General features: G+C 64.4%; 18 protein-coding genes. 7 read left to right on the top strand and 11 right to left on the bottom strand.

Translation table 11 applies throughout. The annotated features are described in order from the left end of the window. Positions 1-9 precede the first annotated feature (9 nt). Complete coding sequence (locus tag ABFX23_RS05455) at positions 10-2,250, top strand: EAL domain-containing protein (protein WP_346032093.1); 2,241 nt, start codon at positions 10-12, stop codon at positions 2,248-2,250. 59 nt (positions 2,251-2,309) lie between these two features. Then, on the top strand, positions 2,310-4,127 hold the full coding sequence (lepA, locus tag ABFX23_RS05450) for a translation elongation factor 4 (protein ID WP_346032092.1): 1,818 nt from the start codon (positions 2,310-2,312) through the stop codon (positions 4,125-4,127). Positions 4,128-4,291: 164 nt separating this feature from the next. Here the strand turns inward: lepA and ABFX23_RS05445 are convergent, their stop codons facing one another. After that, a complete protein-coding gene (locus tag ABFX23_RS05445) occupies positions 4,292-4,462 on the bottom strand; it encodes a Flp family type IVb pilin (protein ID WP_346032091.1) in 171 nt (56 codons plus the stop codon). A gap of 141 nt (positions 4,463-4,603) precedes the next feature. Then, positions 4,604-5,629, bottom strand: a complete 1,026-nt coding sequence (locus ABFX23_RS05440) for a methyltransferase (RefSeq protein WP_346032090.1) — start codon at positions 5,627-5,629, stop codon at positions 4,604-4,606. Between the two features lie 107 nt (positions 5,630-5,736). On the opposite strand from ABFX23_RS05440, the gene ABFX23_RS05435 reads away from it, so the two are divergent. Continuing rightward, positions 5,737-6,645, top strand: coding sequence for a CmcJ/NvfI family oxidoreductase (locus tag ABFX23_RS05435; protein WP_346032089.1), 909 nt, complete (start codon positions 5,737-5,739; stop codon positions 6,643-6,645). Positions 6,646-6,743: 98 nt separating this feature from the next. On the opposite strand, the gene ABFX23_RS05430 is transcribed toward ABFX23_RS05435, so the two are convergent. Continuing rightward, positions 6,744-9,740, bottom strand: coding sequence for a TonB-dependent receptor domain-containing protein (locus ABFX23_RS05430; protein WP_346032088.1), 2,997 nt, complete (start codon positions 9,738-9,740; stop codon positions 6,744-6,746). A 362-nt stretch (positions 9,741-10,102) separates the two neighbouring features. After that, on the bottom strand, positions 10,103-10,432 hold the full coding sequence (locus tag ABFX23_RS05425; protein ID WP_346032087.1) for a UrcA family protein: 330 nt from the start codon (positions 10,430-10,432) through the stop codon (positions 10,103-10,105). A 325-nt stretch (positions 10,433-10,757) separates the two neighbouring features. Between ABFX23_RS05425 and ABFX23_RS05420 the strand changes: the two genes are divergently transcribed. Further along, entirely contained in the window at positions 10,758-11,552 is a 795-nt protein-coding gene (locus ABFX23_RS05420) for an outer membrane protein assembly factor BamD (RefSeq protein WP_346032086.1), read from the top strand. Positions 11,553-11,566: 14 nt separating this feature from the next. On the opposite strand, the gene ABFX23_RS05415 is transcribed toward ABFX23_RS05420, so the two are convergent. Next, positions 11,567-11,902, bottom strand: a complete 336-nt coding sequence (locus tag ABFX23_RS05415) for a PilZ domain-containing protein (protein WP_346032085.1) — start codon at positions 11,900-11,902, stop codon at positions 11,567-11,569. 145 nt (positions 11,903-12,047) lie between these two features. Between ABFX23_RS05415 and recN the strand changes: the two genes are divergently transcribed. From recN to ligA, 3 genes are read left to right on the top strand one after another with little or no spacing between them, the layout of a single operon-like run. After that, positions 12,048-13,715 carry a DNA repair protein RecN gene (recN, locus tag ABFX23_RS05410; protein ID WP_346032084.1) on the top strand — a complete coding sequence of 556 codons (1,668 nt, stop codon included), beginning with the start codon at positions 12,048-12,050 and terminating at the stop codon, positions 13,713-13,715. Continuing rightward, positions 13,715-14,215 (top strand): hypothetical protein, encoded by a 501-nt coding sequence (locus ABFX23_RS05405; RefSeq protein ID WP_346032083.1) that lies wholly within the window; start codon positions 13,715-13,717, stop codon positions 14,213-14,215. The genes recN and ABFX23_RS05405 overlap by 1 nt, the downstream gene beginning before the upstream one ends. Positions 14,216-14,253: 38 nt before the next feature. Continuing rightward, positions 14,254-16,278 carry an NAD-dependent DNA ligase LigA gene (gene ligA, locus ABFX23_RS05400; RefSeq protein WP_428831650.1) on the top strand — a complete coding sequence of 675 codons (2,025 nt, stop codon included), beginning with the start codon at positions 14,254-14,256 and terminating at the stop codon, positions 16,276-16,278. Position 16,279: 1 nt separating this feature from the next. Here the strand turns inward: ligA and ABFX23_RS05395 are convergent, their stop codons facing one another. The 6 genes from ABFX23_RS05395 to ABFX23_RS05370 form a co-directional block, all read right to left on the bottom strand. Then, the gene (locus ABFX23_RS05395; RefSeq protein ID WP_346032081.1) at positions 16,280-16,951 is read right to left on the bottom strand and encodes an SDR family oxidoreductase; all 672 of its coding nucleotides are present in this window, start codon (positions 16,949-16,951) and stop codon (positions 16,280-16,282) included. A gap of 80 nt (positions 16,952-17,031) precedes the next feature. Then, entirely contained in the window at positions 17,032-17,367 is a 336-nt protein-coding gene (locus tag ABFX23_RS05390; RefSeq protein WP_346032080.1) for a PilZ domain-containing protein, read from the bottom strand. A 106-nt stretch (positions 17,368-17,473) separates the two neighbouring features. Then, positions 17,474-18,229 (bottom strand): DUF2459 domain-containing protein, encoded by a 756-nt coding sequence (locus ABFX23_RS05385; RefSeq protein ID WP_346032079.1) that lies wholly within the window; start codon positions 18,227-18,229, stop codon positions 17,474-17,476. Next, complete coding sequence (locus ABFX23_RS05380) at positions 18,202-19,107, bottom strand: 50S ribosomal protein L11 methyltransferase (RefSeq protein WP_346032078.1); 906 nt, start codon at positions 19,105-19,107, stop codon at positions 18,202-18,204. The genes ABFX23_RS05385 and ABFX23_RS05380 overlap by 28 nt, the downstream gene beginning before the upstream one ends. Then, positions 19,104-20,033, bottom strand: coding sequence for a subclass B3 metallo-beta-lactamase (gene bla, locus ABFX23_RS05375; protein ID WP_346032077.1), 930 nt, complete (start codon positions 20,031-20,033; stop codon positions 19,104-19,106). Before bla ends, ABFX23_RS05380 begins: the two co-directional genes overlap by 4 nt. Continuing rightward, positions 20,023-20,733, bottom strand: coding sequence for an SDR family NAD(P)-dependent oxidoreductase (locus tag ABFX23_RS05370; RefSeq protein ID WP_346032076.1), 711 nt, complete (start codon positions 20,731-20,733; stop codon positions 20,023-20,025). Before ABFX23_RS05370 ends, bla begins: the two co-directional genes overlap by 11 nt. Positions 20,734-20,774 lie beyond the last annotated feature (41 nt).

Here is a 20,774-nt window from a genome sequence, read left to right as displayed (position 1 = left end):
CCACAAGGCGTGGGAGTACGTGGCATATGGAAGGGATTCGGCGGTGAGGAGGCGAGGTCCGTCCGCGTGCCCGATGCGGAGCGGGCGGCGGCTCGTCTGCCGTCTCTCACCGATGCAGAGTGGCTGGAACTGTTTGGCAGCTTCGAGCGCAGCGACCTCGTCTGGTTCTGGGCGACGGACAGCAGCGGTCGCCTGACCTACCTGTCGCCAAGGGCGCTCGAGCAATTTCAGGCCGGACGACCCGTGTTCGGACAACCGCTGGCCGACCTCGTGCACACCATCCGGGATTCAGACGGCCCGGCGGAGGTAAAGCCGATCTCGTTCATGCTCAGCGCCCGGACTGCCTTCGTCGACGTCGTGGTCGGCCTGAAGGACGAGGGGAGTGACGCAGATGGAAAGAAGTGGTGGCAGCTGACGGGGCGACCGCAGTTCGACGCGCGGCGCGAATTCGCCGGATATCGCGGGATCGTGCACGACATTACCGCGACTTACGAAGAAAAGCGCCGGAAGAGCCGTATGGCGGCATTCGATGCCCTGACCGGCCTTTCCAATCGTCATCGCATGTCGCAGCGGCTGGCCGCCGCGCTGAATGCCAGCAGGCTGGAGAAGCGCAGCTGTGCGCTGATGATGCTGGATCTCGACCGCTTCAAGCAGGTGAACGACACGCTGGGCCATCCAGCGGGTGACGAATTGCTGAAGCAGGTTTCGCAGCGATTGCAGCGCGTGGCGCCCACGGGTTCGGAAATCGGACGCATCGGCGGCGATGAATTCCAGTTGATCGTTCCCGATATCGACGATCGGGGCAAGCTGGGCGACTGCGCCAACCGCATGATACAAATGCTCTCGCAGCCGTACTCGATCGAGGGCAGGCGGGCGATCATCGGCACCTCGGTCGGCATCGCGATTGCACCCTACGACGGGGTCGAACCCGACGAACTGGTGAAAGCGGCGGACCTCGCCCTCTATGCGGCCAAGGGTGGCGGTCGCGGGCGGTTCCGCTTCTATTCGAACGACCTGAAGGAAACGGCGGAAGATCGCCGCGAGATCGAGGAAGACCTGCGCGATGCCATCGCCGCCGGGCAACTGACCATGCACTACCAGCCCCAGGTCGGCGCGCGCGACAATGTGGTGCGCGGCTTCGAGGCGTTGATGCGGTGGGAACATCTGCATCACGGCCCGATCTCTCCTGCCACCTTCATTCCCATTGCGGAGCAGAGCAGCCTGATAGACGAACTCGGCTCCTGGGCGCTTCAGCAAGCCTGTCTCGATGCAGCGGAATGGCCCGGAGACCTGCCGGTGTCGGTAAACGTCTCGGCGCGTCAGTTCCTCAACAAGGACTTGCCCGAAGTGGTGAAGCTGGCACTGCGGAAATCGGGCCTGCCGCCGGCACGGCTGGAGCTGGAAATCACCGAATCCGTCTTCGTTGGCGACATCGGCAGTGCACAGGCCATGTTCGCGCAACTGCGAAAGCTCGGCGTGAAGCTGGCGCTCGATGATTTTGGCACCGGTTACTCGTCGCTGTCGTACCTGCGCAAGGCACCGTTCGACAAGATCAAGATCGACCAGAGCTTCGTGCGCGGATGCGCGCAGGACGGGGATACGGGCGCCGCCATCATCAAGGCAATCGCCAACCTTGCCAGCGCCATGAAGATGACGACCACCGCCGAGGGTGTCGAAGCCATGGACGAACTGGAAAGCGTAGGCGGGCTGGACGTGGATTTCGTGCAGGGCTTCATCTTTTCGCGCGCCGTTCCGCAGGCCGATGTGCTGGAAAAGCTTCGGTCGGGCGAACTGCGCTACGAACCTGTCGGCCCGGCGAGGCACCGGGCAGGGCGGCGCACGCTATACCGCCGCGTGGGCGTGGTGCACGAGGACCATCACTACGTCGCCATGTTGCGCGACCTCTCGCGCACGGGCGCACGGATCGAAGGGTTGCTCGACGTGCCGATCGGCACCGAACTGGTGCTGGACCTGGGCGAAGGGCAGATCGTGGTGGGCAGGGTGCGACGATCGCAGGATGCGACGCAGGGCATTGAATTCGAAGTGCCGCTGGTATCCGACGGGGCAGGCGGACTGTGCACCCGGCACCGCGTCTCGCCCTACATGCTGGCCGCCATCGGGATGCCCTTGAGGGCGCTCGGCAGCGGGCATCACCTCGCGGCGGCGGCAGCGGCGAGCGGGCACCCGCCATCGGGCAGACCGCGGTTCATGCAGGTCGACGTTGGCGGCGGCGCATCCCGGGCGGGTTAGGCAGGGCTGGCCTGCATATTCCGGCTGACAGTCCCTCGCCACGCGGCTAAAGGCGCGGCATGACCGACCTCGCGCACATCCGCAATTTCTCCATCATCGCCCATATCGACCACGGCAAGTCCACGCTGGCGGATCGCATGATCCAGCACTGCGGCGGCCTGACGGAGCGCGAGATGAGCGAACAGGTGCTCGACAACATGGATATCGAGCGCGAACGCGGCATCACCATCAAGGCGCAGACCGTGCGGCTGAACTACACCGCAAAGGACGGCGAGACCTACGAGCTCAACCTGATGGACACGCCGGGCCACGTCGACTTCGCCTACGAAGTGTCGCGCTCGCTGGCCGCCTGCGAGGGCGCGCTGCTGGTGGTGGACGCGGCGCAGGGCGTGGAGGCGCAGACGCTCGCCAACGTCTACCAGTCGATCGAGCACGACCACGAGATCGTGCCGGTCATCAACAAGATCGACCTGCCCGCCGCCGAACCGGATAAGGTGAAAGCCGAGATCGAGGACATCATCGGCCTCGACGCGAGCGACGCGGTGCTCACCAGCGCCAAGTCCGGCATCGGCATCGAGGACGTGCTGGAAGCACTGGTGAAGCGCATTCCGGCCCCCACCGGAGACCGCGATGCACCGCTGAAAGCCATGCTGGTCGATTCCTGGTATGACCCCTACCTCGGCGTAGTCATCCTAGTGCGCGTGATGGACGGCGTCATCAAGAAGGGCCTCGAGGTCAAGTTCATGCAGGGTGGCACGCAGCACCTGATCGACCGGGTCGGCTGCTTCAAGCCCAAGCGCACCGACCTGCCGGAAATCGGCCCCGGCGAGATCGGCTTCATCACCGCGCAGATCAAGGAAGTCGAACAGGCCCGCGTGGGCGACACCATCACCACGGTGAAGAACGGCGCTGCCGCTCCGCTCAAAGGCTACAAGGAAGTGCAGCCGGTGGTGTTCTGCGGCCTGTTCCCGGTGGACGCGGCGGATTTCGAGAAGCTGCGCGAATCCATCGGCAAGCTGCGCCTCAACGATGCCTCCTTCTCCTACGAAATGGAATCGAGCGCCGCGCTGGGCTTCGGCTTCCGCGCAGGCTTCCTCGGCCTGCTGCACCTGGAGATCATCCAGGAACGCCTCAGCCGCGAATACGACCTCGACCTCATCACCACGGCGCCATCGGTGGTCTACCGCGTGCACCTTGGCCACACGAAGAACGAGGATGCCAAGGTCATCGACATTCACAACCCCGCCGACTGGCCGGACGTGAACCGCATCGACATGATCGAGGAGCCGTGGATCAAGGCGGTGATCTACACCCCCGACGAATACCTCGGCGCGATCCTGAAGCTGTGCCAGGACCGGCGCGGTATCCAGACCGACCTGACCTACGTCGGCGGACGCGCGCAGGTGAGCTACGAATTGCCGCTGAACGAAGTGGTGTTCGACTTCTACGACCGCCTGAAATCGATCAGCCGCGGCTATGCCAGCTTCGATTACGAGCAGATCGGCCTGCGCGAAGGCGACCTCGTGAAGATGAACATCATGGTGAACGGGGAGCCGGTGGACGCGCTATCCCTGATCGTCCACCGCTCCGTTGCCGAGGAGCGCGGCCGCGGCATGTGCGAGCGCCTGAAAGACCTGATCCCGCGCCACCTGTTCAAGATCCCGATCCAGGCCGCCATCGGCGGCAAGATCATCGCCCGCGAAACCATCGCCGCCCTGCGCAAGGACGTGACCGCCAAATGCTATGGCGGCGACATCACGCGCAAGAAGAAGCTGCTGGAAAAGCAGAAGAAGGGCAAGGCCCGGATGCGTGAATACGGCAACGTCAGCATCCCGCAGGAAGCTTTCATCGCCGCGCTGCGCATGGGCGAGGAATAGCGTATGGCGGTTGCGACGAACTTCGTTGCTCCGATTTGCAAGGTTCTCGCAAACGAAACGGACGCGCAGCGACCGCACGGGCGAACGCCCGCCCGCAGCGGGCGCAACTTGCTGCGCATCTAGCGAGGACGAAGCCGCGATAGGGGGCTTCGAGAAACGAACCCTCAATTCACGCTGGCGTATTCGTCCTCGACGTGGCCAAACATCTCCGAAACCTCGGCGCGAACTTCGTTGAAGCTGCCGACGAGGGCCACGGCGATGAAGCTGGCGAGAAGGCCGTATTCGATGCCTGTCGCGCCGGTTTCGTCGGCAAGAAGGGCCTGGATATGGGCCATCGTTCAAGTCTCCTGTACTAACGCGGCGGTCCCCACTGCCGCTCATGCAAGATGGACGCGGCCGGTTGCCACCTGCTTTCGCAGCGTTGTTAAGGGGGATTTTACCGTGTTTGCGGCCCGTGCCCTGTCGTGGCGGCTGGCTCAGGCCGGTTTGCGGGCGGAAACGAGCGAATAGTAGCCCCCGCCGCTGCGGTGCGCGCGCACGTCCTCGAACCCGGCGGCTTCCAGAAGGTCGCGGAATTCGGGCAGTGTGTACTGCTTTCCCAGCGTGCCCAGCAGCATCATGATGCTGAAACTGGCGGCCTGCCAGGGGCCGGTGCCGTCGTCGTCCATCAGGATCTCGTGCAGGAAAATGCGCCCGCCCGGCTCAAGAGCTTCGAAGCTCTTGCGGGAAAGCAGCGCGTTCGTCTCCTCCGACCAGTCATGAAAGATGTTGGCGAAGAAGTGCGCGTCGTGCCCGGTGGGCCAATCCTCTTCGAACATGTTCAGCCCGCAAGTCGACACGCGCCCCGTCACGCCAGCCGCCTCAACGTGGTGCTGCGCCTCGGCCACCATCTCCTTGAGGTCCAGCAGCGTCACTTCCATGCGCGGATTGGCGCGCGCGAATTCGATGCCGTAGACGCCTGAGCCGCAACCAACGTCGAGCATGGAGCGCACCTCCCCGAACACGGGCTGCACGGCGACCCCGCGAGCCGGTCCCATCGAGTGGGCGTGCATGAAGTCCGAGATGCGCTTTGCAACCTCGGCGCTCATCGTGCCGCGTTCCCACTCCGGGCCGCCTGCAACCTTGTTCTCGGGCCGCACGCCGGTACGGACCATGGCGATCAGGTCTGCGTGGAGGGGGATGCTCTCGCGGAAGCGATAGAGGAAGCCGCCCCAGTATCCCTCGGCATCGGGGTGCAGCCACATGCGTGCAGGCGGCGTGGCGGACCAGCGCCCGTCGCGCTTCTCCACCATGTCCAGCGCTGCCAGACCGCCGAGCAACACTCCCAAAGCCCGCTCGTCCACCGCAAGGGCCTCGGCCAGGTCGGCAGTGGTCATGGCAGCATTGCCCAGATGGCGGAACAGCCCCAGTTCGTCGGCCACGGTCACGGCGGGCAGGGTGAACTGCGATTGCCAGATGTCCCAGATGGCACGATCGTCGGTGCCCGGCGGTAGCGGTCCCATAGTCTCTCCCCTCTCCCATGCGATGCGCTGCGCACGGCACTTGTCCGCAGGCGAGGCATCGTGGCATGATCCTAACGAGCGTTACAGACGACGGGAAGGGGAAAGCCATGGCCACTGTTGCAGCAGACACGATCGAGGACGAGGCGAGGGCGGTGCGCGCGATGATGCGCTATGTCGACGAGGGGGATTTCGTCACCCGCCGCTACGTCAGCCAGGGACGCGAGATCAACACCGGCACCTATTCGGACCACGAAGTAATGATCCGGGACGGGATGCCGATACGCGACCATTTCAGGCTCGATACCCACGGTTTCATGATCGCCCGCAGCACCAGCGCGGTGAGCGATTTCCATGACAAGGCAGAGGTCGAGCGGATTTACGAGCGCGAGGTCGAGGCGGATGTCCTGCGCCTGACGGGCGCTGACAAGTGCGTGGCGCGCGGATGGCTGCTGCGCACGAGCGGCGACCTGTCCGACCACGCCAGCAAGAAAGTGAAGGGCTACACCCACCAGGGCGGGCTGCAACCGCCCGCGGGGGAGGCCCACGTCGATGTAAGCACGGCGACGGCGCAGCGCATGGCCGAGGCGACCTATGCGCAGGCCTTTCCGGACGGGCCGGGGTTCAGCCGCTTCCTCATCACCAGCCACTGGCGCACGTTCTCGCCGCCGCCGCAGGACATGCCGCTGGCGCTGTGCGACGGGCGCACCAGCTTTGGCGGGGAGGAGAAGAACAACACGCTGATGGTGGTGGACGAGTTTCCCGAAGGCGACGCGCTGACGGCTCCTGTCGAGGGAGAGGAGAACCTGCTGGCGGCCACGATCTTCTCGTATCACCCGTCGCACCGCTGGTGGTATTTCGCCGGCATGGAGCGGGACGACGTGCTGCTGTTCAAGTTCCACGACAGCGATCACGACGTGACCTGGCGCTGCCCGCATTCGGCCTTCTTCGATGGTTCGGCCGAAAATCCAAATCCGCGCGAGAGCATAGAGTGCCGCAGCGTGGCCTTCTGGGAATAGTCCCGGACCATCCACAAACAATCCAGCGCACACCGATTTCAGGCGCAAAAAAAGGGGGGCCGTGAAGCCCCCCTTCCTTTTTGGTTCAATCCTGAAGCTTAGAACGAGCTACGCAGACGGAACAGGTACTCGCGGCCCAGGAAGCCGTCGGTGTACTGCGTGGTGCTGAAGCTCGGGAACGGCGGTTCGCTGTTCAGCAGGTTGTTCACCGTCAGCTGCGCCGTCACGTTGTCCGTGATGTCGAAGCCAAGGGTGGCATCCATGATGAAGTAGTCGCCAACCTTCGAGAACGGCTGGTCCTGTGCTTCCTGCAGATCGAAGGATGCACCCGAACGATAGTTGCCGGTGAAGGCAGCCATGAACGGACCGTAGGTGTAACGGATCGTGCCGTTCACTTCGTGCTTGTAGTCACCGATTTCCCCGGCGTCACGGTCGAGCACACCGACAACGGTGAACTGCGACTTGTCGAGGTAGAAGTAACGAAGCACCAGGTCGAGGTCGCCGGCGTCGTTGCCGTCGGCGAACAGGTCACCCGGGTTGAAGCCGTAACGGACCGAAGCCTGCAGACCGGCATACTCGAACGAACCGGCGTTCGACTGGCCAACCAGAGCGCCCGTGATCTGCCCGTCGGGGCCACGCGTGAACTGGTCACAGGTCGGAACGTTCGGGAAGTTCGGGTTGTCGTAGCACGAACGCAGAACGTCGGTGAGGTCCAGCGTGGTGATGGCGTTCGTCAGTTCGATGTCCACCCAGTCGACCGTTGCGGTCAGGCCTGGGATGAAACGCGGCTGAACGATCGCACCAACCGTCCAGGACTTCGAAGTCTCGTTGACGAGGTTCGGGTTGCCCGAGGAGGTGATTTCCTGGCTGGCTTCGTCAATGATCGAGTCGAAGTCTGCGGGCAGGCCATCGGCAGCGCAGTTGGCTGCGCGGGTGGCCGGAGAATCGCCGTCATTGATGAACTCGGCATCGCAGGGATCGTCAGCGAACGAGAAGATCGACACGCCCGGCAGGAACAGTTCGGTAATCGCCGGAGCGCGAACCGATTCCGTGTAGGAGCCGCGGAACGTGATGTCCTCGATCGGGGCCAGCTGGCCACCAACCGACCACACCCAGTCGTTACCGGCAATCGAATTGTCGATGTAACGAGCCGAACCGTCGAACTCCAGACGGTGAATGAACGTGTCATTGTACGGCTGGATGATCGGGATCAGGATTTCACCGAAGTACTCGTTGGTGTTGAACGAGCCATCAACCGGCGCAATCGCGACCGAACGGCCGAGGCCTTCTTGGAGGAACGCATCGGGGGTGAAGGTCTGACGCTCACGACGGTGTTCGTAACCGAGGTTGAAAGCCACTTCGTTGCTGAACAGATCGAACAGACCGCCACCGAAGTTGACGTTGAAGATCTGCTGGATGTTGCGCGATTCAGCCAGCGTTTCAGCCGTGACGAAGTCGATGGCTTCGGGGCTGGCAACGCCTTCACCGAACAGGTTCAGCGGCACACAGTCGGAAACAGCGCGCTGCTGTTCCGGCGTACCGGGCTGACCCGTGCCGAGTGGCGGCGGGGTGTCCAGGGTCACGCGGCAAACGATTTCGCCGGTGTCCGGATCACGCACTGCGTCGACGGCGTTCAGGAAGTTCGCCTGCACCAGTGCGGTGGATGACGAAACGGCCTGCGAACGACCATAGGAGTAGGACGCATTCCAGAAGAAATCGCGATCCATCAGCTGGAAGTCGCCTTCCAGGCCGGCCACGCCGCGGAACAGGTCAAGCTGCTGGAAGTTCGGGTTCGAACCGCCGAGCAGGTCGAAACCGGCACGCTGCAGGAAGAAACGCGTTTCGTCGTTCACGCCGTCGCCGTCGAGATCGAAGTTCGGAGCGGTAATGTTGCCCAGAACCACGTCACGAGCCTGATCGGTCAGGAACGGGTTGGAAGCCAGCACGCCCAGCGGACGGCTGTCGCCGCCGAACAGGGCCGACTGGTAAACCGGCTGGTTGGCCAGTTCGGTCGCTTCGGTGTTGGCGTAGTTGGCTTCGAAGAAGAAGCGGACGTTGTCGGTCAGGTCATAATGGCCGAGAGCGAACAGCGTGTAACGCTCGAGGTCCGAAAGAACCTGGCTCGAACGGTTCAGGTTGAGGCCGTCACCACCAGCGGAGCTTACGATGTCCTGCCGGTCGCCGAAGTCGTAGGGAACGAGGTTGCCGTTCACGTCGAACTGCACGGTGTCGCCGTTTGCGTTGGTCAGGAAGCCGAGGCCCTGGCCGTTGGAGGGCAGGCCGCCCGCGGTCAGGATGGCGATACGACGGTTGTAGAACAGGCTCGTAGGGCTGCCACGGAAAAAGTCGTTCTGGCCATACGGGGTGTCGAGCAGCAGCACGCCTTCCTGGCGGTTGTACTCGACATTGACTGCCACGTTGCCGCGGCCGTCGGCGAAGTTGCCGCCCACGGTGGCGCTGGCGGAGTAGGATTCGCCGTAGCCTTCTTCGAAGATGCCGTACTGGGCACGGGCTTCCATGCCTTCGAAGTCATCCTTGAGGATCAGGTTGACGGTACCGGCAACAGCGTCCGAACCGTAGGTGGTGGCACCCTTCACGGCCAGCACGTCGATACGATCGATCAGCGAGACCGGGATCACGTTCAGGTCGACCTGCAGGCCGGCGCTGGCGCCGCCGAAGTTCGACGCGGTGTTCGAGGACACGAAGCGACGACCGTTGACCAGGGTCAGGGTACGCTGCGAACCGATGCCGAACAGGTTGACGAAGTTCTGGCCGACCGAGAAGCCTTCCTGGGCGCCGGCGCTGGAGACCGGGGTGCCGAAGCCGGGGACTTCGTTCAGGGCGTCGGAAACGTTGGTGAAACCGCGGGTTTCGAGTTCTTCCTCGCCGATGGCGGCGATCAGCGGTGCTGCGCCTTCGGTTTCGGGGCGCACGATGCGCGAACCGGTAACGACGATGGCGTTGTCGGCAGTCGCGGGCGCGGTGGTTACAGGTTCAACGTCATCGGCATCCTGGGCGAAGACCGGAGCGCTGATAAGAGCGGTCGCGATCGCCAGGTTGGCCGACGTAAGCCTGGTGGCGGTTGAGAATTTCACGATAAAAGTCCCTTTCGTGAAGTTGGGTGGGGGATCCACTTTTCAAAAGCGATATCCGGCGCACAGCCAAAGAGATCGCCTTGGAAACCGAGCCTAATGCCCTTCCGAACCTGCAAGTAACAGACGAAAAGGTTTCACAACCAACTTCCACGCAAAGGCGTTGCATATTTGTGACAGATATACGGATGCGGGGGCGACCCAAAAGCCGCATCCGCAATCACGTCGTGCAACGAAAATTTCAACTTGGGCGATGCATTGCCGCCGCCGTCTCTCGCGAACGGAAGGAGCGGGCCGCATCTTGCCCTGCGTCCCGTTCCTACGCGCTTTTCGCGCGCCGGCGTGGCGGAATTGCCCGCCTCCGGTCAGCCGGCGGCGCGGCGCCGATCGATCACGAGCGCTACTTCGCGTTCGAGTTTTTCGAGCGTTTCGCGATAGCAGGCGCGCTGCTGGGTGGACGGCAGCTGGCGGTGCGCCATGTGGCGGCTGATGCCGCAGACCTGCATCGCGGCGCGGTCGATCCGGCGGTCCAGGGCGGCGATCCCGCTCGGGGAAGCAAGGTTGAGGTCGTTGTAGCTGACCGTCACCGACTCGCCCTGTTCGGCAAGCGCGGGAGTTGCAGTCATGGTGCCCGCGATCATCGCGGCAGCCAGGCTGGCCTTGATTGAAATGGCCTTCATCGAGATCGTCTTCATCGGTCTTCCTCCTCCTTCGGTGCCCAGCGCCGGGAAAGTCGGCGATCCAGAGCGATGACTGTGATCTAGGGGAGGGCGAGGGCCACTTCATGCGAGTCTCGACCGGGCCACGGGGGGACTCGACAAAGTCGCATCGCACTCGACAATCGGATGACTGCACCGGACAAGCGTCGATCCGCTTTCTGTTGCAACAATGATACACTCTGGCTTGCTGCAGCGTAACATTACGAATGCGCGGACCTCGCGAAGCAGGTCGTGAACACAAAGCGGCAAAGCGCGTCGTACTTCACTTGGCGTTCAGCGGAAGGCTAGTTATAGGCGGGCCATGACTGTGAAGCTTTCGATCCGTAACGCGCTGCTGGGCGCGGCTGGTGCAACGCTCCTTGCCGGCTGCGGCGGTGGCCCCGACACAGGCGCAAGCGACCTTGCCTACGTCGCGCGCGACGTTGAATCGCTTTACTCTGCCGCGAAGTACCGGCTCGATCGCGGCGACCTGCAACTGGCCGCCGGCCTGTTCGACGAGGTGGAGCGCCAGCACCCCTATTCCCCCTGGGCCCGCCGCGCACAGCTGATGAGCGCCTTTTCCTATTACGCCGCGCGCGATTACACCCGTGCCATCCAGTCGGCGTCGCGTTTCCTCTCGATCCATCCCGGCAACCGCGATGCGCCCTACGCCTATTACCTGATCGCGATGAGCTATTACGAGCAGATCAGTGACGTGGAGCGCGACCAGGCGATCACCGAACGCGCCCTACAGGCGATGAACGAAATCGTCCGCCGCTATCCCGAAAGCACCTATGCCGACGATGCGCGGCTGAAGATCGACCTGCTGAACGATCATCTGGCGGGCAAGGAAATGGAAATCGGCCGGTTCTACGAACGCACCGGGCAATGGCTTGCCGCGCAGCTGCGGTTCCAGAACGTGATCGAGGATTACCAGACCACCAGCCACACCGCCGAAGCGCTCTATCGCCTCACCGAAACCAGCCTTGCGCTGGGCATCCCGGAAGAAGCGCAGCGTTATTCCGCAGTGCTGGGTGCCAACTATCCCGGCAACGAGTGGTATCAGAAAGCCTTCGAACTGATGCAGGACCACGCGCCCGATCGCATCGGGGGCTGATCTTTCGGCAAGGATCAGGTGCCGTAGCGCCTGTCCGCGCCCGATTGCTCGCGGCGATTGAGTTCAAGAAGGTCGCGCATTTCCGGCAGGTGGAGCGAACGGTCGAGCCGGACACCGGCTAGGCCATCGTGCGCCCAGCGGATCGTGCCCTCTATCTCGATTTCGGCAGACGCGACGATCACGATCTGGTCGCCCGCCTCGTACCTGGTGCGCCCCAGATTGCTGATGCGCGCGCCCTGCTGGGACAGTTCGATCAGCAGACCCTTGGCAGCCTTGCGGCCATCACGGCGCAGCCTGACCGGCAGCCGGGTAGCGTAACGCTTGTATGCCCTGATCGTGAGCACCGACATCGCTGCCAAGCCCTCCTGAATTGCCCAAACCTCGAAATGCCAATGCAGTGTGAGCGGAAATGGTTAAGAAACGGTAGCCATCCACCTTTTGCCGCGCGGCAATCGTTGCGCTGGCTGGGGCGGCGACGTAAAGCCGGTCGCAGCTATGCTCACCGCGCTTTCTATCCGGAACATCGTGCTGATCGAAGCGCTCGACCTGGCGTTCGGGCCGGGGCTCGGCGTGCTGACCGGGGAGACCGGGGCGGGCAAGTCCATCCTGCTCGATGCGCTTGGCCTGGTGCTGGGCAACCGCGCCGATTCCGCCTTGGTTCGCGCGGGGGAAGAACAGGCGAGCGTGACCGCGACATTCGAATTCGGTGCGTTGCCGGTTCTGGTTAAGGAGGCGCTGGACGAGGCGGAAGTGGACGTCGAACCGGGCGAACCGCTGATCATCCGTCGTCGCCTGAAGGCCGATGGCGGCTCGAAGGCTTTCGTCAACGATCAGCCCGTCGGCGTTGCCCTGCTGCGCGCACTTTCCGCCGCGCTGGTGGAACTTCACGGCCAGCACGACGATCGCGGCCTGGTGAACCCGCGCGGCCACCGCGCCCTGCTCGATCGTTATGCGAATGCCGATGTGGCAGGCGTCTCCGCCGCGTGGGACGAGTGGCGCAAGGCGCGCGAGAAGCTGGCCGATGCGCGCGAGGCGATAGAGCAGGCAAAAGCCGATCAGGACCTGCTGCTTGCCCACCTTGCCGAACTCACCAACATCGAACCGCAGGAAGGCGAGGAGGAAAGCCTCGCCAATGCCCGCACCGACATGCAGAAGGGCGAGAAGCTGGCAGGCGACCTCGAAGACCTGCGCACCGTATGGGATGGGTCGGACTCGCCGCTTGCATCGCTGCGCGTGGCCGCACGCAAGCTGGACCGGATCGCGCCCGAGCATCCCCTTCTGGCCGAGGCCCTCGCCGCGCTGGACCGCGCGGTGATCGAGGCGGGCGAGGCGGAGGACAAGCTTCAGGCTGCAGGCGAGGCATTGCAGCACGATCCGCTGGAACTGGACCGTATCGAGCAGCGCCTGTTCGAACTGCGTGCCTTGGCGCGCAAGCACAACTGCCAGGTCGACGACCTGCCCGAAGTCATGCGCTCGCTTCGCGAGAATCTGGACGCCATCGAGCAGGGCGATGCCGACCTCGCCGACCTGGAAAGAGCCGAGCGTAGCGCACACGAGATCTATCGCGCCCGCGCCGAGGCTCTGCACGGAACGCGCGTGGCCGCCGCCATGCAACTGGACGAGGCGGTGGCGGCGGAACTTGCTCCGCTGAAGCTCGATGCCGCGCGGTTCAGGACAGCCGTGGCGGAGCAGCCGGAAGAGAAGTGGGGACCGCAGGGGATGGACTCGGTCGAATTCCTGATAGCCACCAATCCCGGCGCGGATTTCGCTCCGCTCACCAAGATTGCATCGGGCGGCGAACTGTCGCGCTTCATCCTCGCGCTGAAAGTGGCGCTGGCGGAGCAGGGCGGAGCGGCGACAGTCATCTTCGACGAGATCGATCGCGGCGTTGGCGGCGCTGTCGCTTCTGCCATCGGCGAGCGGCTGGCGCGGCTCGCGGGTGACGGCGGGCAACTGCTGGCCGTGACGCACAGCCCGCAGGTCGCCGCGCGCGGCCGCACGCACTACATGATCGCCAAGGCATCGTCGGGAACGGTAACGAAGACCTCGGTCGCGCTGCTCGACGAAGGCGGGCGGCAGGAAGAGATCGCGCGGATGCTCTCGGGTGCGGAAATCACCGACGAGGCGCGTGCGCAGGCGGACCGGTTGCTGGAGGGAGTATGATGAGAGGATTTCTGCCGATTGCGGTGCTTCTGCTGTCAGGGTGCATGACTCCCGGCCAGGATAGCGAGACCGCTGCCGATCCGCTGCCGCCGCTCGCCGTGCAGAAGGACGCGCCACGCCTTGCGATGCTGGAGCATGTGCTGGGCGGATATTTCTCCTCCGACATCACCAACCCGCCCACCGTCTGCGCCAGCTGGCACGACGGGCGTGAGGAAGAAGCGCTGCCGCCGGACGAGGAAGTGGCGCTGATCGCCCGTTTCCCGCAACTCGCCCCGATGACGCGCTGCATCCGCACCGACAGGGGCTGGCGCGATGCGGAAACGGAGCAGCCCGCGCTTGTCTTCACGGTGCACAATTTCACTTGCTCCAGCGAGACCTCGTGCAGTGCCTGGGCCGGTTACCGCTCTAGCGAAGAGAATTCGATGAGCTATCTCTTTCGCGGAGAATGGAACGGCGAGGAATGGCAGTTCACCCGCGACATGAGGATCATCGCGGAGTGAGCGAGACCATTACCGAAGCCGAGGCCGCCAACGAACTGATGCGGCTGGCGAAGCAGATCGCGAAGCACAACCGGCTCTACCATGCCGAGGATGATCCCGAGATTTCGGACGCTGAATACGATGCGCTGGTGAGGCGCAACGCCGAGCTGGAAGAACAATTCCCGCACCTTGTGCGCGAGGATTCGCCGAGCAGGGACGTGGGTCACGACGTCAGCGCCTCGCCGCTTTCCAAGGTGACGCACGAGGTTCGCATGATGAGCCTCGACAACGCTTTCTCGGACGAGGAGGTAGAGGAATTCGTCGCCCGCGTGCGGCGCTTCCTGTCGCTGGCCGAGGACGAGCCGGTCGCCTTCACTGCAGAGGACAAGATTGACGGTCTATCCTGCTCGCTGCGTTACGAGAGCGGCAAGCTGGTGCTCGCCGCCACGCGCGGGGACGGGCAGGTGGGCGAGAACGTGACGCCGAACGTCGCGCATATCGCCGATATTCCGCAGCAGCTGCGCGGTGAAGACGTGCCAGAAGTCTTCGAGGTGCGCGGCGAGGTTTACATGGCAAAAGAGGACTTTGCCGCACTCAATGCTGCGCAGGAGGAAGCAGGCGACAAGCTGTTCGCAAACCCGCGCAACGCAGCGGCAGGATCGCTGCGCCAGAAGGATGCAAGCGTTACGGCGAAGCGTCCCTTGCGCTTCTGGGCACACGGTTGGGGCGCTGCCAGCGAAGTGCCGGGCGATACGCAGCTGGACGTCATGCGGCGGATCGAGGCATGGGGCCTGCCCATTTCGCCCGATCTGAAATTGTGCAACGATGTGAAATATATGCTGCAGCATTATCGCAGCATTTCCGAAGGCCGGGCGGACCTGCCCTATGAGATCGACGGAGTGGTCTACAAGGTCAACCGCCTCGACTGGCAGAAGCGCCTCGGCTTCGTGGCGAAGGCACCGCGCTGGGCCATGGCGCACAAGTTTCCCGCAGAGCGCGCAGAGACGACGCTTGAAAACATCGACATCCAGGTTGGCCGCACGGGCAAGCTGACGCCTGTCGGACGGCTGGCCCCGGTGCTGGTGGGCGGCGTCACCGTGACCAACGTCACGCTGCACAACCGCGACGAGATCGAGCGGCTGGGTGTGCGCCCCGGCGACCGCGTGGTGGTCCAGCGCGCGGGCGATGTGATCCCGCAGGTGGTGGAGAACCTTACCCGCGACGAGGACCGGCCAGCATTCGACTTTCCCGCCGAATGCCCCGTCTGCGGCAGCGAAGCCGTGAGCGAGGAAGGCGAGGTCGACGTGCGCTGCACGGGCGGCCTGATCTGCAAGGCACAGCAGTTCGAAAGGCTCAAGCACTTCGTCAGCCGCGCCGCGCTGGATATCGAGGGCATGGGCGAGAAGACAATTGCCGAGTTCATGGAGCACGGCTGGCTGGACGAGGGACCCGCTGCGATCTTCCGCCTGCACAAGCGGCGCGACGACCTCCTGGCGCTGGAAGGCTGGAAGGAAAAGTCGGTCGACAATCTCATCGCCAGCATCGAGGCAAAGCGCGAGCCGGACGCCGCGCGGCTGCTGTTCGGCCTCGGCATCCGCCATGTCGGCGCGGTGACGGCGCGTGACCTGATGAAAAACTTCCACGAACTGCCGACCTTGCGCGAAACGGCGCAGCAGGCACGCGCGGGCGACGAGGATGCTGCAGCCGCGCTCACCAGCATCGATGGCATCGGCGGCGCCGTGGTGGAGGCGCTGGGCGATTTCTTCCACGAGGAACACAACCGCACCGTCTGGGACGACCTGCTCTCCGAAGTCTCTCCGCCGCGTTACGAGGTGGAGACGATGGACTCTCCCGTCGCGGGCAAGACGGTGGTGTTCACCGGCAAGCTGGAAACCATGAGCCGCGACGAGGCCAAGGCGCAGGCCGAACGGCTGGGCGCGAAGGCCAGCGGCTCGGTCAGCGCCAAGACGGACCTGCTGGTGGCAGGCCCCGGCGCAGGGTCCAAGCTGAAAAAGGCAGAGGAACTGGGGATCGAGGTGATCGACGAGGCGGGCTGGGCCGCCATCGTCGCAGCTGCTGGCTGACCTAGTCGTTCGGCATCAGGTGGATTTCGCGCACGCAGGACGTGTCCCGCTGGCCCAGCGCGAACACCACGGCATCGGCGATATCCTCGGGTTGCAGCTTGGTCGGCTTTCCTTCGTCGAAGAAGGGCGTGTCCACCATTCCCGGCGAAATGACCGTGCAGCGCCCGCCCCATTCGCGCATTTCCTCTGCCAGGTTCCCGGCAAAGCCATGCACGAACCACTTGGTCGCGCCGTAGATCGAGCCTTTCATGTGATCGCGTCCGGCCTTGGAGCCTGTGACGACGAACATGCCCCTGGTCTTGCGCAGGTGGGGCAGGGTGGCGTGGGCGGTGTAGAGCACGGCCAGGATGTTGAGGTGGATCATGTCGTGCCACTCGGCAGGATCGCCGTTCTCCACGCCGGGATTGTCCACGCCCTTTCCGGCATTGGCGAACACGCCGTCGAGGCCGCCGAAGTGGTCGACGGTTTTCGCCACCGCCTCGTTCACGGCGTCACGGTCTGTCACATCGCAGGCAAGCGCGAGGGCGGCATCGCCGATCTCATCGGCCAGCGTTTCCAGCTTGTCCTCGGAACGGGCGAGCAGGGCAACGTTCCATCCGGCCCTGGCGGCGGCGCGCGCGGTGGCCGCGCCGATGCCGGTGGAGGCTCCGGTGATAAGCAGGGTCTTGGTCATGATAGTCACTCTTGCATTGGGAGGGGAATGCAAGGGTAATGGCTGGCGAGGCTTCCCGGTTCCGCCGCCGAAACGGGCGCTCAGGTGTGGGAAGGGCCGCGCCTGTCGATCTCTCCCCTGCCCAGATCACGCAAGTCGAAATGGGCACGGATGTGGTCGAGCACGGCGGGGTACAGCGGGTTATCGAACAGGAGCCCGGCATATGGCTGCTCCTGCCAGCGGATAGTCGCATCGATGGGGCCCACCGGGCCGATCCTGATGGTGACGGCCTTGCCGGGCGTGAGGTATCCCATCCGGTCGAAGATGCGGCAGCCGCGCTCCGACAGGTCGACGATGGTCACATCGCGCTTGCCCGTACCGGTGCGTATCTTGCCGATGATGGAAATATCGTGTCGCTGCGCGTCGCGTTCCGTCATTGCGATCTTGCCCCGTCCATCGTTTCTGACCCCTGATCCCTGGACCTACAGACCACACTATCGCGCGGCAATGGCGAAACACGCAGGGTAACGCCGGTATTAACCCTTAGGTCTCGCGGTTTTCCGCCGTGCCGGGTTCGGGTATCCATTTCATCACCCCGCCGGCAAACGGCGTCCACATGCCCATCTCGATCCCGGCCTCGGCCAGGGCATTGCCGACCCAGGTGTTGCAGGTGTTGGCGAGCGTGTAGCTGCCTTTCGCATCGTAATAGGCATCGTCGACATAAGTGCCTGACAGGATCTGGCGCGTCTCTCCGGCAGGGACGGGAGGGAGCGCATCTTCTATGGCCGCGACGAGCCGCTCGTACTGGAGCAGCGAAATCTCGAGCGGGCGATGGTTCGGACCCGCGCCGGGGCGCACGTAATGGCTCACCCGCATCAGCGGATCGCCGCCGACCGTGGCGATACGCAGCGCGGTGGTGGCTTTCAGGTCGCTCCAGGTGGGCACGTTCAGGAAGACTTCGCGCTCGCCCCAGCCGATGGAAAGGTGCGTGGGCATCCGACCAAGTTCGTCCGCCTGTGATGCGCTGGGAAATGTCTCCCGCCAGTCCTTGCTGGCGGACACCACCGGCACGATGATGCCCGTGTGCGTGCCGTTCGTTTCCACCATGATGGTGACCGTTTGCGGCGCTGCAGCCTCGCTTTTTACCGTCTCGTGGCCGGGGATCGAACTGCCGACCCATGCGGCAAGCGGATAGCCCACGACCAAGGCGAGAAGCACTGCGAGCACGATCAGCGCGCCGCGCAACAGGCGCCGCCCTATGCCCGGACGCTCTACCCCTGGAACCGGTGCCGCAGCCACAGGATGCTCCAGTCCCCGTTCACGATCCGTCGGTGCAGGCGGAAGCCCGCCCGGCGATAGGCGGCGCGCACGCTCTCTTCCTGCTTTTCCAGCAGGCCCGCCAGCAGGATGCTGCCGCGCGGCGAGACGGCCCCGGCGAAATCGTGCGCCATGTCGATCAGCGGACCGGCCAGGATGTTGGCGATCAGCAGGTCGTAAGGTGCGCGCGCCTGCAGGGCAGGGTCGTCCATCCCGTCTGCGATCACCATGGCCAGCTGGCCGCGATCGGTGCCGAGGGGAATGTGGTTCAATTCGCAATTGGTTACGACGGCAGGGCCGCACACCGGATCGATGTCGCTCGCCGTGGCAAGAGCCAGCGGCCACAGGTCCATTGCGGCAAAGGCGAGGAGGCCGGTGCCCGTGCCGATATCGGCGACGTTGCCGGGCAAAAGCCCCTGTGCCTTCATGATGTGCAGCATTTCGAGGCAACCGGCGGTCGTCTCGTGCTGTCCGGTGCCGAATGCCTGCGCTGCGGGAATGACGAATTCGGTCAGCAAAGGATCACCCAGCGCGGAGTGATCGGGCGTGCGCACGCGGAAACGGCCTGCGCGAATGGGTTCCACGCCTTTCTGGCTTTCGCTGACCCAGTCGGTGTCGGGCAGCTTCTCCGCGAGGATCGGCGGCACCGGCTCGTTGAACAATTCGTGCAGGGCCTTGCGCTCTGCTTCGGTGGGCTTGCCTTGCGTATAGGCTTCAAGCCGCCATACGTCAGGCTCCTTGGGATCGACCTCGTATGCGGTGAGGACGATGTTCTCGTCCCAGCCGATGCTCTCGTCGCGCCGGTCCAGCGCGGCATCGACCTGCGCTTTCGAAGCGAGGGCGGACAACTTCCAGCTCATTGCGCGGCTTCCATCGCCAGGCGTTCCTCCAGTACGGCCAGCCTGTCTGCGGCATAGGCGGCGCAGGTCATACCGCTTTGCCAGTCACTTGCCAGCACCTTGTCGCGCATGCCGCTGGCGGACGGGTGGGGAGTGAGGAGAATGTCGCAGTCGAGCGCGGCGAGCCGGGCAAGGCCATCGCGGAAAGCCTGCACGTAGTCCGGATGATCGGTGAAGCGATATTTGTCGGCACTGATCGCGGAGAGGCTGTCGGCATAGACTACGCTCTTGCAATAACCCGCCTCGCAGCTTTCCCACTGCCACGTCAGCGCGCCGGGCGTGTGGCCGGGCGTGGCGACGGGCGTGAAGGTGAGCTCCGCGATGCCGATCGGCGTGCCGGGCGTGATGGCGGAAACGACGGCGCGCGGCACGGGATGCATGGGATCGTGCATGCCGAATTGCGGGTCTTCGGGATGCTCCTCGCCGCTTTCGATTACCTCAAGGGCTTCTGGCGAGGTATAGATCGGCGCGCCGGTGTTCTGGTGCACCCACCAAAGCCCGCCGACATGATCGAAATGCTCGTGACTGGTCAGCACGCCGCGCAGGTTCTGCGGCTGGAAACCCAAAGTGCGGATATTGCTCAAGACCACGCGCGCGCCGTTGCGGGTGCCGCTGTCGATCAGCACGTGGCCCTCCGGCCCGGCGACGAGCACGGCGGAAATGCCGCAGGTGCCCACGTGATAGGTGTCGCCGTACACGCGAAAGGGCTGGGCGCGCTTGTCCCACTCGTCCCAGTCGGCACATTCCTGCGCCCAGGCAGAGCCGTCGTCCGCATTGGCACGCGCGGCTTCAAGCGTGGCTGCGCTGGTCCGCGGCACCGGCGGCTGCGGAGCGACGCAGGCCGCCAGCGACAGGCTGGCCAAGACCGCCAGAGACCTAGCGGACATAGCTGGCACCATTGGCGTCGATCACCGCGCCGGTCATGCTGGGCGGGGCGTCGAGCGAGCAGAAGACGGCGATATCGGCGATTTCCTCCGGCTCCGCCACGCGCCCCAGCGGAATATCGGCAAGCAGGCCGGGGCCGCCCCGGCTTTCCAGGTAGTCGCGTGCCATGGAGGTGTCGGTGAAGCCCGGCGTGATGGCGAAGGACAGAATGCCTTCCGACGCATAGCCGCGGGCGATGGTCTTGTGCATGGCCACCATGCCCCCCTTGGCCGCGGCGTAATGCCAGTGCGCCGGGCTGTCCCCGCGATAGGCCGCGCGGCTGGAGATGTGGACGATGCGCCCGCCGCTTCCGCGCTCCTGCCAGTGGCGCACGGCGAACCGGCTGAGCTGGGCCGCGGCGGTCAGGTTGATGCGCAGCGTATCCTCCCACCGGTCCAGCCACTCGATGTCGCTGGCGATGAGGGGGATCTGCTCGAACAGTCCGGCATTGTTCACCAGCACGTCGATCCGGCCATCGAGGCGGTCCAGCGCTTCGTGCCACAACATCTGCGGCGCGGGCGGATCGGCGAAGTCGGCGGCGATGGTGCGCGAATCGACGGCCCGCGTGGCGTGGCCCATCACGTTGCAGCCGCGTTCTGCCAGCTGGTCCGCTATCGCCTGGCCGATGCCCCTGCTGCTGCCGGTTACGAGAATGTTTGTCATGGCACACGGTCATAGCGGCGGCCAAGCTGCGGGGAAAGTGC

Origin of the sequence: Erythrobacter westpacificensis, from assembly GCF_039542285.1 — a bacterium.
Classification (GTDB): Bacteria; Pseudomonadota; Alphaproteobacteria; order Sphingomonadales; family Sphingomonadaceae; genus Alteraurantiacibacter; species Alteraurantiacibacter westpacificensis.
This window is presented reverse-complemented; position numbering and strand designations above follow the sequence as displayed.

Coding starts and splice junctions, on each gene's coding strand:
- lepA (WP_346032092.1), top strand. CDS start 2,310: ATGACCGACCTCGCGCACATCCGCAATTTCTCCATCATCGCCCATATC.
- ABFX23_RS05445 (WP_346032091.1), bottom strand. CDS start 4,462: ATGGCCCATATCCAGGCCCTTCTTGCCGACGAAACCGGCGCGACAGGC.
- ABFX23_RS05440 (WP_346032090.1), bottom strand. CDS start 5,629: ATGGGACCGCTACCGCCGGGCACCGACGATCGTGCCATCTGGGACATC.
- ABFX23_RS05435 (WP_346032089.1), top strand. CDS start 5,737: ATGGCCACTGTTGCAGCAGACACGATCGAGGACGAGGCGAGGGCGGTG.
- ABFX23_RS05425 (WP_346032087.1), bottom strand. CDS start 10,432: ATGAAGACGATCTCGATGAAGGCCATTTCAATCAAGGCCAGCCTGGCT.
- ABFX23_RS05420 (WP_346032086.1), top strand. CDS start 10,758: ATGACTGTGAAGCTTTCGATCCGTAACGCGCTGCTGGGCGCGGCTGGT.
- ABFX23_RS05415 (WP_346032085.1), bottom strand. CDS start 11,902: ATGTCGGTGCTCACGATCAGGGCATACAAGCGTTACGCTACCCGGCTG.
- recN (WP_346032084.1), top strand. CDS start 12,048: ATGCTCACCGCGCTTTCTATCCGGAACATCGTGCTGATCGAAGCGCTC.
- ABFX23_RS05405 (WP_346032083.1), top strand. CDS start 13,715: ATGAGAGGATTTCTGCCGATTGCGGTGCTTCTGCTGTCAGGGTGCATG.
- ligA (WP_428831650.1), top strand. CDS start 14,254: ATGCGGCTGGCGAAGCAGATCGCGAAGCACAACCGGCTCTACCATGCC.
- ABFX23_RS05395 (WP_346032081.1), bottom strand. CDS start 16,951: ATGACCAAGACCCTGCTTATCACCGGAGCCTCCACCGGCATCGGCGCG.
- ABFX23_RS05390 (WP_346032080.1), bottom strand. CDS start 17,367: ATGACGGAACGCGACGCGCAGCGACACGATATTTCCATCATCGGCAAG.
- ABFX23_RS05380 (WP_346032078.1), bottom strand. CDS start 19,107: ATGAGCTGGAAGTTGTCCGCCCTCGCTTCGAAAGCGCAGGTCGATGCC.
- bla (WP_346032077.1), bottom strand. CDS start 20,033: ATGTCCGCTAGGTCTCTGGCGGTCTTGGCCAGCCTGTCGCTGGCGGCC.
- ABFX23_RS05370 (WP_346032076.1), bottom strand. CDS start 20,733: ATGACAAACATTCTCGTAACCGGCAGCAGCAGGGGCATCGGCCAGGCG.